Here is a 13,257-nt window from a genome sequence, read left to right as displayed (position 1 = left end):
ATCACCATTGTTGTTGTTAATTGGGCCGGGCGCCGTCTGAAACAAACGCTGCCCTGGCTGACCGGTCTTGTGCCGGTAGTGGGGCAATCCTAAGGTGGGAAGCTTTCAGCCAGCTTTCGCTGGCCCTAAACCGACCAGAGGTGCATTGTTGGCTATTACCCAGCAGGCAACAGGAGGGAGCGATGCGTGATACGTATGAAGGCGGCTGCCATTGCGGAGCCCTGCGCTACCGGATTGAGGGCCCACTGACGGATGTTGCCCATTGCCACTGCTCGGTGTGCCGGCGGGTCACAGGTGGCTTGCTGATCACCTGGCTGACCGTGAACTGCGATGACTTCCAATGGTTGAACGGCACGCCGCAACGCTACGACTCGTCGGCCAGTTGCGTGCGCTATTTCTGCAGTCGTTGCGGTGCCCATGTGGCGCTGACCACGGATCTTAGCCCGCAGAGCATCGACGTCACTGTCACTACCCTGGATCATCCGGAACTTGCGCCGCCGAGCCGGCACATCTGGAGCGACAGCCGCCTGCCTTGGCTGCGTTTGGACGAGCACTTGCCTGCAGAGCCCGGCGAAACCCTGTGATCAGGGCAGTTGCAGGCCGCCGCCGGCCTTGTGCAGTGCGCGTAGGTGTTCGCCCACCTGTTTGATATTGGCTTCTACCGCTTTGATTTCAGCGGCGCGTGCCGGGTCGAGCAAGGCGCGCACTTCTTTATCAAGGTCGGCGCTGAGGGTTTGTAGCTGGGTTTGCCGCAGGCGGGTTTCGCTCAGTAGCTTTTCCCGCTCGCTGGCCTGAGGCAGGCCGTAGCCGCTGCTGCCCAGCAGTTCTGCCGGGCGGCTGAGAAATCCACTGTTGGCGAGAATCTGTTGCAGGGTGTTGTTGGCTTTGCCGACGCTGGCGTCGTTGCGTTCGCGGCCGCTCAGGTAGCGCTGCTTGACCTCGTCCTGGGCCAGCAACAGTTGCCGGCGCAGACTAGCCTGCTCCAGTAGCAGCAAGGCCGCGCTGGTGCGCAGGTCGGCCCGGGCGAACCATTGCTGGCGTTGTTCGGCGGATTGTTCCAGCCAGGCCTCGACGCTGTCCTGCTTGATCGGCAGCTGCTTCTTCAGCACCAGGAACATCGCCTGGTAGCGGTCCCGATAGGAGTCGAAGCGATAACCCAGGCGCAGCGCCTCACGTGGGTCGTCGAGCACGCTGACATCAGCCAGGCCACGGCCCGCGAGGACTTCGAGCAAACCATTGGGGACGATGCTGTCCAGGTCGCTCAGGCGCGGGTTGGCCGTGCCGCTGCGTAACAGCTTGAGGGTTTCGACCGCACAATTGTTGGACAGAAAGTAGTAGTTGCCGTCGTAACTCCAGTGCATTTCGGCAGCCTGGCGCACCAGGCTTTCCAGTTCGTCACGGTCGAGCCTGAGCGGAATCGAGGCCAGGCTGCGCAGTTCGGTCTTGGTGTACTCGTCGATAACCTGGGCCAGTGGCAACACGAACAGTCGCGACGGGTAGGCACCGGTCAAACCGTCCCAGCTCGACAGTTGTACATCATTGACGAAAGCCCGGTACGACAGCACCAGGTGCTGGTCAAGATCCAGGCGGCAGTCCGGCCCACGCGGGCGCCCCGGGGCGCAGATCACCAGGCGCAACATGCTGTGGCCCCAACGGCTGACCCAGTTCTGGTTGGCTTCGGCCAACAGGTAATCGACGGCATAGACCCGCTCGGGGTCGATCTCGCCCAGCGGTGATTTGGCAAAGTCGTTGCCGGCATTGAGAAACGGCAGTGCGCTCGGGCATGTTGGATGTTCGGGTGCCCAGTCGAAGTGCTCTCTCAGGTATGCCTGCAGGGCCGGACGGCGGCAGGCAAAACTTGGGTCAAGCAGGAAGTACTCCATGTTGACCGCAATGAATTCCTTGGGGCTGCTCAGCTCATAGCTGTCGGGGCTACGTGCCACCTGGCGGTTGTGCTGTTCGCGTTCGCCACGACGGCCTACATACTGCGGCCAGCCAGCCAGGTCGAGCAGGCGTGGATCGTCGCTGAGGGTGAAGCGGCGTTCGCTTTGGCCGCGGCATTGCTCGGGCAGGCCGATTTTGCCCTGGCTGTTGTGTTGCCGAGCGCACTGGGTGATCAACCGACGCTGGGTGCCTTGCCACAGGCGGGCGCGGTCATAAATGTGAGTCAGCTCATGCAGGACGGTGGCCAGCAGCTCCTGGCGCACAGTGCCGTGGGGGCGGCCGGTCTTTTGCGTTGCCGCGCTACCGTCGACCAGGCTGGGCAGCAGGCGACTATTGAGTTGCAGGGTCGAGACCAGCGACGCCTGACCGTAGGCGTCCTCCGGCATGTGGCTGCTCCAGCTGACCTGAACGCGTCGGTCAAGGCGGGTCTTGAAGCTCGGCGGCAGTGCCTGCAGGGCTTCGTCCAGCAGTGCCTGGCTCGCGTGCTGTTGTTGCGGGCTCAAGCCGTCGGCCTGCAGCACCAACTGCAGGTCGGCCAGTACCGGACTTGAACACAGTATCAGCAGGCAGCCCAGCAGCCAGGCACGCACCGGTTTCACAGCGCGAGAATAGCTTCAGCCAGGACCTGGTCGCTGGCCTGGCGTGCCTCGGGAACACGTTGGCGCAGGGTGTCGAAGGCGGCTTCGAGCTGCGCGCCAGCTATGTCGCCACGGCTGGCGACATAGCTGGCGGCATCGTCACGGGCTTCGCGTACGACTTTTGAGTCGCGAATCGAAGTGGTGGTGTCGGAGGTGAAGTCGATCGAGCGGCCAAAGGCACGGACGATAATGTTGCTGGTGGCCACCAGGGTTTGTGCCTGGGCCACATCGGCCAGCAGCATAAGGCCAAGAGTGGCGGCAATCAGCGGGTTACGCATGGAGCATCTCCGGGAGAACAGAAGTGTTTATTGGACGAGAATTGCCTGCGCCAGTTCAAGGTCGCTGGCATGAAGGTGCGGGTTGGCCTGGCGCAGCCGGCTCAATGCAGCTTCCAGGCGAGCGCCCCGCCGTTGGCCATCGCTGGCCACGAAGGCTGCTGCATCGTCCTGGGCGGCGAGCAGCAGTTTGCGATCGAAGGGCGCCGATGTCACTTGGCTGGTGGCATAACCACTGACGACCAGGTTGTTGGTGGTCAGGTCCAGCGCCTGGGCGGCACCACTCCAGCAGAACACGAGCAACAGCAATGACAGATAACGCATGGGTCTCGAACGGCAGCTGAATCAGGCGGCCAAGGCTATCCCAATGCGCCGGTGAGGACCAGCGCAGAGGGCCCGGCTTAGTTGCATGGTGTTACATGCACAGGGCCGGAAGCGAGCGACTTCAGAGCGCCAGGATGGCCTGTGCCAGTTGTGCGTCGCTGGCCTGCAGGGTTGGGGTCTGCTGGCGAATATGGGCGAAAGCGCTCTCCAGTTTCGCACCGCGGATGTCGCCGTGGCTGGCAATGAAGCTGGCAGCGTCGTCACGGGCGGCCTGGACGATTTTGTCGTCACGGAACGAAGACGACACATCGGAGGTGGCATCAGTGGAGGCGGCGACACCACGAACGACGGTATCGGTGGTGACGACGAAGCTGGTGGCGTTGGCAGTGGAAGCCAGGGCCAGCAGCAGGGCGGCGCCAAACAAGCGTGAATGGAACATGGTCGATCTCCTGGATAGGCTCTTTGGTGGTTCTTATGTCAGACGCACGCTCAGCTTGTTGCGCTACTTTTTACCAAGCTGGGTACGTTAAGGGTATCACGCGAGGGCAATACGCGAGTTGGACCGTATCGTGGCAAGATTTATCAACTGTACCTGTCAATTGTATTAAAATAAAAACTGTACAGGTGTCTTGTACGGACGCTCTAATCCGGGCCTTTGAACGACAAAACCCGTCAGCAGTCACCTGCGACGGGTTTCGAGGAATTCTAGGTGCCGGCCTTGGCCGGCGAGCCCTGCATTAACGCCAGAACGGCTTGCTCAGCTCTTCGTAGCGTTGTGCTTCGCTGATACCGGCATCAGCCAGCAGACGCGAATCCAGGCGAGCCAGCTGGTGGCGGCTGGCAATACGGCGTTGCCACAGCATCAGGTTGGCCAGCAGGCGCAGGGGCAGCGAGGCCTTGGATTGTTCGGCGGTGTTTTCGAAAACCAGATCGGAACTGAGGGTACGTTCCATGATGTCATCCTTCCGCTTGTGGCGGCATTAGGTAGTGATTTAACTGATGCCAATGATCCTCCTCTGTCGTCCATAACAGTAGATACAGTTCATCTACATTGTGATGGGCCAGTTAACTGTTTAAAGCGACTGTTGCACTCGGAATAGGCGCAACTGTACTGGTCAGCACTAAAATGGTGCATTTTTGATCGGATGGGAGCGTGGGTCGCGGAAAATGGTACTGAAAGCACCAGTACAGTAGAACAGTTTACTCCTGAACAAATATATCAGTTGCCCGACCGGTTGGCATTGCACACAACCGGCGGGTGACTGTTCAGGTCAGCTGGCGAGCATGCGCCCGGTTTCTTCCAGGTTTTCGTGCCAGGCTAGGGCTTCGCGCAGGATGTGCGGTGTATGCCCACCGCGCTCGCAAGCGCGGGTGAAGTAGTCGTTCAGCGCGTCGCGGTAGTCCGGGTGCACGCAGTTGTCGATGATCACCCGGGCCCGCTCGCGTGGCGCCAGGCCGCGCAGGTCAGCCAGGCCTTGCTCGGTAACGAGAATGTCGACGTCGTGCTCGGTGTGGTCGACGTGGCTGACCATCGGCACCACGCTGGAAATCGCCCCGCCCTTGGCAATCGACTTGGTGACGAAAATCGCCAGGTGCGCGTTGCGGGCGAAGTCGCCCGAGCCACCGATGCCGTTCATCATCCGCGTGCCACAGACGTGAGTGGAGTTGACGTTGCCGTACAGGTCGAACTCAAGGGCCGTGTTGATGGCGATGATGCCCAGGCGGCGGACCACTTCGGGGTGGTTGGAGATTTCCTGCGGACGCAGCACCAGTTTGTCCTTGTAGTGCTCCAGATTGCCAAACACGTCGGCGTTGCGGCGGCTCGACAAGGTGATCGAGCTGCCCGAGGCGAAACTCAGTTTGCCGGCGTCGATCAGGTCGAAGGTCGAATCCTGCAGTACTTCGGAGTACATGGTCAGGTCTTCGAACGGCGAGTCGATCAGACCGCACATCACCGCGTTGGCGATGTTGCCGATACCGGCCTGCAGCGGACCGAGCTTGTTGGTCATGCGCCCGGCGTCGACTTCCTGCTTGAGGAAGTTGATCAGGTGGTTGGCGATACCCTGGGTTTCATCGTCCGGCGCCAGTACGGTGGACGGTGAGTCAGACTGATCGGTGATGACGATGCCGACGATCTTGGCCGGGTCGATCGGGATCGCGGTGCTGCCGATGCGGTCATCGACTTTTACCAGCGGGATCGGCGTGCGGGTCGGACGATAGGTCGGGATATAGATGTCGTGCAGGCTTTCGAGGTTGGCGTTGTGCGCCAGGTTGATCTCGACAATGACCTGTTTGGCAAAAATCGCGAAGCTGGCCGAGTTGCCCACCGAAGTGGTCGGCACGATGTGGCCTTGCTCGGTGATGGCCACTGCTTCGATGACCGCGATGTCCGGCAGCTTGAGCTGCTGGTTGCGCAGCTGCTCGACGGTTTCCGACAGGTGCTGGTCGATGAACATCACCTCGCCGGCATTGATGGCCTTGCGCAGGGTGCTGTCGACCTGGAACGGCATGCGCCGGGCCAGCACACCGGCCTCGGTCAGTTGTTTATCGAGGTCGTTGCCCAGGCTTGCGCCGGTCATCAGGCTGATTTTCAGCGGCGACTGTTTAGCGCGTTCGGCCAGTGCGTGGGGCACGGCCTTGGCTTCACCGGCGCGGGTGAAACCGCTCATGCCGACGGTCATGCCGTCCTCGATCAGGCCAGCGGCATCAGCCGCACTCATTACCTTGCTGTGCAGGGAGGACAAGCGGATACGATCACGGTACATGGATTGTTATCTCGGGCTACTAAAGCTAGATGCGCAGTCTAGTGTTTTCGCCTGGCCACGTCCCGCGACCAAGGTCGAATGCAAAGCCTTGAAGCTGAGCCTTCTGTCGGCTGGCCGGGCATGAAAAAGCCCCAGCCGGTACCGCGCTGGGGCTATTTGTCACAGCAGTTTTGTAGGCTTATTCGACCGCTTTGACCATGTCTTCGATGACCTTCTTGGCGTCGCCGAAGACCATCATGGTTTTGTCCAGATAGAACAGCTCGTTATCCAGGCCGGCGTAGCCGCTGGCCATCGAGCGCTTGTTGACGATGATGGTCTTGGCCTTGAAGGCTTCGAGGATCGGCATGCCGGCAATCGGCGACTTCGGATCGTTCTTGGCCGCCGGGTTGACCACGTCGTTGGCGCCGAGCACTAGCACCACATCGGCCTGGCCGAACTCGGAGTTGATGTCGTCCATCTCGAACACCTGGTCGTACGGCACTTCGGCTTCGGCCAACAGTACGTTCATGTGCCCAGGCATGCGCCCTGCTACCGGGTGGATCGCATACTTCACGGTCACGCCGTTGTGGGTCAGCTTCTCGGTCAACTCCTTGAGCGCGTGCTGGGCACGGGCCACCGCCAGGCCGTAGCCCGGGACGATGATCACGGTGTCGGCGTTGCTGAGCAGGAAGGTGGCGTCGTCGGCCGAACCGGATTTCACCGGGCGGGCTTCCTTGGCACCTGCAGGGCCGGCCGCTTCTGCCGCACCACCGAAACCGCCGAGGATGACGTTGAAGAACGAACGGTTCATCGCCTTGCACATGATGTACGAGAGGATCGCACCGGACGAACCGACCAGGGAGCCGGCGATGATCAGCATCGAGTTGTTCAGCGAGAAGCCGATACCGGCTGCCGCCCAACCCGAGTAGCTGTTGAGCATCGACACCACCACTGGCATGTCGGCGCCACCAATCGGGATGATGATCAGCACGCCCATGATGAACGCCAGGATCAGCATCAGGGCAAAGGCGCTGTAACTGCCGGTGAAGGTGAACACCAGGCCCAGGCCGAGGGTGGCCAGGCCCAGGACCAGGTTCAGCTTGTGTTGGCCGCTGAACTGTACCGGTGCCCCCTGAAACAGGCGGAACTTGTACTTGCCCGAGAGCTTGCCGAAGGCAATGACCGAACCTGAGAAGGTGATCGCACCGATGGCGGCGCCGAGGAACAGTTCCAGGCGGTTACCGGTCGGGATCGGGTCGCTGATGCTGGCAACGATGCCCAGCGATTGCGGTTCGACCACCGCGGCAATGGAGATGAACACCGCGGCCAGGCCGATCATGCTGTGCATGAAGGCGACCAGCTCGGGCATCTTGGTCATTTCAACGCGTTTGGCCATGATCGAGCCGGCGGTACCGCCAACCAGCAGGCCGACAATGACGTAGCCGATACCATCGGTGGCCAGCTCAGCGCCCAGCTTATAGATGAGGCCCACGGTGGTAATCACCGCCAGGGCCATGCCGAGCATGCCGAACAGGTTGCCGCGCCGCGAGGTGGTCGGGTGCGACAGGCCTTTGAGCGCCTGGATGAAGCACACCGAGGCGACAAGGTAGAGAAGTGTTACCAGGTTCATGCTCATGTTTACTTCTGCCCCTCTTGCTTCGCTGCGCCCTTGCCTGGGGCTTTCTTCTTGAACATCTCCAGCATGCGCCGGGTGACGAGGAAACCGCCGAATACGTTGACCGCGGCCAGGGCCACCGCAAGGGTGCCCATGGTCTTGCCCAGCGGTGTCACGGTCAGCGCGGCGGCCAGCATGGCGCCGACGATGACAATGGCGGAAATGGCGTTGGTGACCGCCATCAACGGGGTGTGCAGTGCCGGGGTGACGTTCCAGACCACGTGATAACCGACATAGATCGCCAGCACGAAGATGATCAGGTTATAGACGCCGTGAGAGATCAGCATGTCTTCCATTGTCTGGCTCCTTATCCGTTCTTGCGGATGACCTGGCCGTCGCGGCACATCAGGCACGCGGCGACGATGTCGTCTTCGAGGTTGATCGTCAGTGCGCCGTCCTTGTCGAACAGCAGCTTCATGAAGTCGAGCAGGTTGCGCGCATACAGCGCCGAGGCATCAGCGCCAACCTGGGCTGGCAGGTTGGTCGGGCCGACGATGGTCACGCCCTGCTCTACCACTACCTGGTCGGCAACGGTCAGCGGGCAGTTGCCACCCTGGGCTGCAGCCAGGTCGATGACCACCGAGCCGGGCTTCATCTGCGCCACGGTCTCGGCGCTGAGCAAGGTCGGTGCCTTGCGGCCGGGAATCAGTGCGGTGGTTATGACGATATCGGCCTGTTTGGCGCGCTCGTGCACCGCCAGGGCCTGGCGCTGCATCCAGCTGGCCGGCATGGGCCGGGCGTAACCCCCGACACCTTCGGCGCATTCGCGCTCTTCATCCGTCTCGTAAGGGACATCGATGAACTTGGCGCCCAGCGATTCGATCTGCTCTTTTACCGCCGGACGCACGTCCGAGGCTTCGATCACCGCACCCAGGCGCTTGGCCGTGGCGATGGCCTGCAGCCCGGCGACACCTGCGCCGAGGATCAGCACGCGTGCGGCTTTAACGGTACCGGCAGCAGTCATCAGCATCGGCATGAAGCGCGGATAGTGGTGAGCCGCCAGCAACACGGCCTTGTAACCGGCGATGTTGGCTTGCGACGACAACACATCGAGGCTTTGTGCTCGCGAGGTGCGCGGCGCAGCTTCAAGGGCAAAGGCGGTGATGCCGCGCTCGGCCATCTTGGCAATGGTTTCGTTGTTGAATGGATTGAGCATGCCCACCAGAACGGTGCCGCTCTTGATCTGGGCCAGTTCGCTATCGTCAGGGGCTACAACCTTCAGAACAAGCTGAGCTCCAAACGCATCGGCAGCGCTGCCAATAGTGGCGCCTGCTGCTTCATAGGCACTGTCCGGAACGCTGGCATTGACGCCGGCGCCGCTCTGGACTGTGACTTGATGCCCCTGGCCAATCAGTTTCTTGATGGTTTCCGGGGTTGCAGCAACCCGTGTTTCGCCCGTCTGCGTTTCGAGAGGAACACCAATGTGCACGTCATTTCTCCTGCGTGATCTTTTGTTGGTAAACCAGTGCACTGCGGATGGTGCGCTGGGGCGGCCGATCAGCACGATCCCGCCGAATTCAGGCGGGGCGCGGCATTTTGCAGGTGATTCCTGAATCGCTTCAACCAGTTTTGAAGGGTGACGGCAATCAAACTACAAGTCACCCTGTGACCGAATGTCGCAAGAACAGGCCTGGAGCCCGCCAAACGTGGGCTTCAGGGAGATTACGGTAAAATTTGAAAATTTTCCGCCGATTTTGCTGAATGCCATGATCAAAGCGCGATTTATGCTGTGAAAGCCGCATAGACAGCAGGGTTAAGGGCTTTTGTGAGGGTGCCTGAAACAGTTGGGTTAAATGCGACATTTTCTTATATCTGTAGGGCTTGGATTTTATTGACTACGGGGTCAGTTTAAAGTTGTCGTCCTTATGTACTGCGGCGTAGCGGCTTGCTTCAGTCACCAGCCAGTCGCGGAAGGCGCGCAACGAGGCCGATTCCACCTTGCGCTCGGGGATCATCAGGTAATAAGCCTTGATGCTCGACAGCGCGTGCGGGCTGGCTACCACCAGGTGCCCTTCCGCCAGTTCGCGCTGGATCAGGAAGGGTGGAATCAGTGCCACGCCCATCTCGTGCATGGCGGCCTGCGCCAACATCGAGAATAGCTCATAGCGTGGGCCGGTCATGTCGCGCGCGACGCTCATATCCAGGCTGTTGAACCATTGGCGCCAGGCATAGGGTCGGGTGGTCTGCTGCAGCAGCGGTAGCTGGGCAATCTGCCCGGGCGTGAGTTGCCGGTTGCCGGCCAGCAACGCCGGGCTGCATACCGGTACGGGGTTCTCACCCATCAGTCGGTGGGACTCGGTGCCCGACCAGTCGGCATCACCGAAGTAGATCGCCGCGTCGAAGCTGGTGTCGGCAAACAGAAATGGCCGGGTACGGTTGGTCAGGTTGACTGTGACCTCCGGGTGGCGCTGCTGGAAGTCCTTGAGCCGCGGCAGCAGCCATTGAGTGCCGAAGGTTGGCACCACTGCCAGTTCGATGACGTTGGCGCCCTGCTGGCCCATCACCGACAAGGTGTCGCGCTCTACCGCATCCAGTTGGGTGGCGACTCGACGGCTATAGGAAAGCCCGGCTTCCGTGAGCTTCACCCCGCGCCGGGAGCGGCGAAACAATTCGACATTGAGAAACTCCTCGAGCCCGGCGATTTGCCGACATACGGCGCCCTGGGTCAGGGATAGCTCCTGGGATGCCTTGGTAAAGCTCTCGTGGCGGGCGGCGGCCTCAAAGCAGACCAGTGCCGCTGTGCTGGGGATCTTGCGTCGCATGTACAGCGACCTCACTAATGTGGCGTGAAGATGGCCTTTTCGGCCATGACGAAGTGAGAAAATATCACAAGAGCATGCGCAATCCTCGTTTGTCTCGTCGCCTGAACGGGCCTAGGATCAATGCACAACAACTCTGGACCCATCTCTCGAGGATTCGCTCATGGCCGGTAAAGCAAGCTTCAACTGGATCGACCCGCTGTTGCTCGACCAACAGCTCACTGAAGAAGAGCGCATGGTGCGTGACAGCGCTTATCAGTTCGCCCAGGACAAGCTGGCCCCGCGCGTGCTGGAGGCCTTCCGCCACGAGCAAACCGACCCTGCGATCTTCCGCGAGATGGGCGAAATCGGCCTGTTGGGGGCAACCATTCCCGAGCAATACGGCGGCAGCGGCCTGAACTATGTGTGCTACGGCCTGATTGCGCGGGAAGTGGAGCGCATCGACTCCGGCTACCGCTCGATGATGAGCGTGCAGTCTTCCCTGGTCATGGTGCCGATCAACGAATTCGGTACCGAGGCCCAGAAGCAGAAGTACCTGCCCAAGCTCGCCAGCGGCGAATGGATCGGTTGCTTCGGTCTGACCGAGCCTGACCATGGTTCCGACCCGGGCTCGATGATCACCCGGGCCAAGAAGGTAGACGGCGGCTATCGCCTGAGCGGCAGCAAAATGTGGATCACCAACAGCCCGATCGCCGACGTGTTTGTGGTCTGGGCCAAGGATGATGCCGGCGACATTCGCGGATTCGTTCTCGAGAAAGGCTGGCAGGGCCTGAGCGCCCCGGCGATTCACGGTAAGGTCGGCCTGCGCGCTTCGATCACTGGCGAGATCGTCATGGACAACGTGTTCGTGCCCGAAGAGAACATCTTCCCGGATGTGCGTGGCTTGAAAGGCCCGTTCACCTGCCTGAACTCCGCCCGTTATGGCATCTCCTGGGGCGCCCTGGGGGCTGCGGAAGCCTGCTGGCACACCGCGCGCCAGTACACTCTGGACCGTAAGCAGTTCGGTCGCCCACTTGCCGCCAACCAGCTGATCCAGAAGAAGCTGGCCGACATGCAGACCGAAATCACCCTGGCTTTGCAAGGTTGCCTGCGCCTGGGTCGGATGAAGGACGAAGGCACCGCTGCGGTCGAAATCACCTCGATCATGAAGCGCAACTCCTGCGGCAAGGCCCTGGATATCGCCCGTCTGGCTCGCGACATGCTCGGTGGTAACGGTATCTCCGACGAATTCGGCGTGGCCCGTCACTTGGTCAACCTTGAGGTGGTCAACACCTATGAAGGCACTCACGACGTGCACGCGCTGATCCTCGGTCGCGCGCAGACCGGCATTCAGTCCTTCTATTAATAAGGAGCCAGCTATGGGCGCGCTATCTCATCTGCGGGTGCTGGACCTGTCGCGAGTACTGGCCGGGCCGTGGTCCGGGCAGATTCTTGCTGACCTGGGTGCCGAAGTGATCAAGGTCGAGCGCCCAGGCAGCGGCGATGACACGCGCGCCTGGGGCCCGCCCTTCCTCAAGGACGCCTATGGCGAGAACACCAGCGAGGCGGCCTACTATCTGGCGGCCAACCGCAACAAGCGTTCGCTGACCATCGACTTCACCCAGCCCGAGGGCCAGTATCTGGTGCGCGAGCTGGCGGCCAAGTCGGACGTGCTGATCGAGAACTTCAAGGTGGGTGGGCTGGCTGCCTATGGGCTGGACTATGAAAGTCTGAAGGCGATCAACCCGCGCCTGGTGTACTGCTCGGTCACCGGCTTCGGCCAGACCGGGCCCTACGCCAAGCGTGCAGGCTATGACTTCATGATCCAGGGCCTGGGCGGGCTGATGAGCCTGACTGGGCGCCCGGAGGGTGAAGAAGGTGCGGGGCCGGTAAAGGTGGGTGTAGCGCTGACTGACATCCTCACCGGGCTGTACTCGACCGTAGCGATTCTGGCCGCCCTCGCCCATCGTGACCGCGATGGCGGCGGCCAGCACATCGATATGGCGTTGCTCGACGTGCAGGTTGCCTGCCTGGCCAACCAGGCCATGAACTACCTCACTACCGGCACCCCGCCTCGGCGCCTGGGCAATGCTCATCCCAATATCGTGCCTTACCAGGACTTCCCTACCGCTGACGGCGATTTCATTCTTACCGTGGGCAACGACGGGCAGTTCCGCAAGTTCGCCGAGGTCGCAGGCCAGCCGCAATGGGCGGACGACCCACGCTTTGCTACTAATAAGCAGCGGGTTGCCAATCGTGCCGAGCTGATCCCGTTGATCCGCCAGGCCACGGTGTTCAAGACCACTGCGCAATGGGTCGCGCAACTGGAGCAGGTGGGTGTGCCGTGCGGGCCTATCAATGACCTGGCGCAGATGTTTGCCGATCCTCAGGTCAAGGCGCGGGGGCTGGCGATTGAAATGCCTCACCCGCTTGCCGGGCAGGTGCCGCAGGTGGCCAGCCCGATTCGTTTGTCCAGGACGCCGGTGGAGTATCGCCATGCGCCGCCGTTGTTGGGCGAGCATACCGAGCAGATCCTCGGTGAGGTGCTTGGCTTGTCGGCTGCGGAGATCGAGCGTTTGCAGGTGGCTAGGGTGGTTTGACGCCCTTCCCTTCTATATAGAGAGGCGTTTCAAAGGCATGTTGTCATAAGTTTGTAATAAGTCCTTGACGCCCGATTTAATCTCTCTATAATTCGCCCCACTTCCGGCGCAGTCGGAGCTGAAAACTCCTTGAGTTTCAACGAGTTAGCAGTTTCAGGGCATTCCGGAGGGGCTTCGATCGAAAGATCGCTAGCGGTGAAAAAGGTGGTTGACAGCGGATTGAAACGCTGTAGAATTCGCCTCCCGCTAACGAGAGATCGCAGCGAGTCAAGTGGTTGAAGTTGAAAGAGAAATTCTGGAAAACTTCAAAATAAACGCT

General features: G+C 60.9%; 13 protein-coding genes. 3 read left to right on the top strand and 10 right to left on the bottom strand.

Going from position 1 to position 13,257, the window contains the following annotated elements; translation table 11 throughout:
• The first annotated feature begins 182 nt into the window (after window positions 1-182).
• Complete coding sequence (locus tag M5G17_RS17885; RefSeq protein WP_273894252.1) at window positions 183-584, top strand: GFA family protein; 402 nt, start codon at window positions 183-185, stop codon at window positions 582-584.
• Here the strand turns inward: M5G17_RS17885 and M5G17_RS17880 are convergent, their stop codons facing one another.
• From M5G17_RS17880 to M5G17_RS17835, 10 genes are all read right to left on the bottom strand, one after another.
• Window positions 585-2,543 carry a DUF7844 domain-containing protein gene (locus tag M5G17_RS17880; protein ID WP_273894251.1) on the bottom strand — a complete coding sequence of 653 codons (1,959 nt, stop codon included), beginning with the start codon at window positions 2,541-2,543 and terminating at the stop codon, window positions 585-587. It abuts the gene before it with no gap.
• Window positions 2,540-2,860: a DUF2388 domain-containing protein gene (locus M5G17_RS17875; protein WP_273894250.1), complete on the bottom strand. Its 321-nt coding sequence runs from the start codon at window positions 2,858-2,860 to the stop codon at window positions 2,540-2,542. The genes M5G17_RS17880 and M5G17_RS17875 overlap by 4 nt, the downstream gene beginning before the upstream one ends.
• A 27-nt stretch (window positions 2,861-2,887) precedes the next feature.
• The gene (locus tag M5G17_RS17870; RefSeq protein ID WP_273894248.1) at window positions 2,888-3,181 is read right to left on the bottom strand and encodes a DUF2388 domain-containing protein; all 294 of its coding nucleotides are present in this window, start codon (window positions 3,179-3,181) and stop codon (window positions 2,888-2,890) included.
• 121 nt (window positions 3,182-3,302) lie between these two features.
• Window positions 3,303-3,620: a DUF2388 domain-containing protein gene (locus M5G17_RS17865; RefSeq protein ID WP_273894246.1), complete on the bottom strand. Its 318-nt coding sequence runs from the start codon at window positions 3,618-3,620 to the stop codon at window positions 3,303-3,305.
• Window positions 3,621-3,918: 298 nt separating this feature from the next.
• Window positions 3,919-4,134, bottom strand: a complete 216-nt coding sequence (locus M5G17_RS17860; protein ID WP_010222590.1) for a DUF1127 domain-containing protein — start codon at window positions 4,132-4,134, stop codon at window positions 3,919-3,921.
• Between the two features lie 318 nt (window positions 4,135-4,452).
• Window positions 4,453-5,946: an acetyl-CoA hydrolase/transferase family protein gene (locus tag M5G17_RS17855; RefSeq protein ID WP_273894243.1), complete on the bottom strand. Its 1,494-nt coding sequence runs from the start codon at window positions 5,944-5,946 to the stop codon at window positions 4,453-4,455.
• 178 nt (window positions 5,947-6,124) lie between these two features.
• The gene (locus M5G17_RS17850) at window positions 6,125-7,561 is read right to left on the bottom strand and encodes an NAD(P)(+) transhydrogenase (Re/Si-specific) subunit beta (RefSeq protein WP_273894241.1); all 1,437 of its coding nucleotides are present in this window, start codon (window positions 7,559-7,561) and stop codon (window positions 6,125-6,127) included.
• Between the two features lie 2 nt (window positions 7,562-7,563).
• Window positions 7,564-7,896, bottom strand: a complete 333-nt coding sequence (locus M5G17_RS17845) for an NAD(P) transhydrogenase subunit alpha part 2 (protein WP_038997786.1) — start codon at window positions 7,894-7,896, stop codon at window positions 7,564-7,566.
• An 11-nt stretch (window positions 7,897-7,907) separates the two neighbouring features.
• Window positions 7,908-9,029 carry a Re/Si-specific NAD(P)(+) transhydrogenase subunit alpha gene (locus tag M5G17_RS17840; RefSeq protein WP_273894240.1) on the bottom strand — a complete coding sequence of 374 codons (1,122 nt, stop codon included), beginning with the start codon at window positions 9,027-9,029 and terminating at the stop codon, window positions 7,908-7,910.
• A gap of 406 nt (window positions 9,030-9,435) precedes the next feature.
• Window positions 9,436-10,362, bottom strand: coding sequence for a LysR family transcriptional regulator (locus M5G17_RS17835; protein ID WP_273894239.1), 927 nt, complete (start codon window positions 10,360-10,362; stop codon window positions 9,436-9,438).
• Window positions 10,363-10,522: 160 nt separating this feature from the next.
• Here M5G17_RS17835 and M5G17_RS17830 point away from each other — a divergent pair, with 160 nt between their 5' ends.
• Together M5G17_RS17830 and M5G17_RS17825 are read left to right on the top strand one after the other, a co-directional pair.
• The gene (locus tag M5G17_RS17830; RefSeq protein WP_273894238.1) at window positions 10,523-11,704 is read left to right on the top strand and encodes an acyl-CoA dehydrogenase; all 1,182 of its coding nucleotides are present in this window, start codon (window positions 10,523-10,525) and stop codon (window positions 11,702-11,704) included.
• Between the two features lie 13 nt (window positions 11,705-11,717).
• Complete coding sequence (locus M5G17_RS17825; RefSeq protein WP_273894237.1) at window positions 11,718-12,938, top strand: CaiB/BaiF CoA transferase family protein; 1,221 nt, start codon at window positions 11,718-11,720, stop codon at window positions 12,936-12,938.
• The last annotated feature ends 319 nt before the right edge of the window (window positions 12,939-13,257 follow it).

This window comes from Pseudomonas rubra, assembly GCF_028656935.1.
Lineage (GTDB): Bacteria > Pseudomonadota > Gammaproteobacteria > Pseudomonadales > Pseudomonadaceae > Aquipseudomonas > Aquipseudomonas rubra.
The sequence above is the reverse complement of the archived record's forward strand: the minus strand, read 5'-3'. Positions and strand labels throughout refer to the sequence as shown.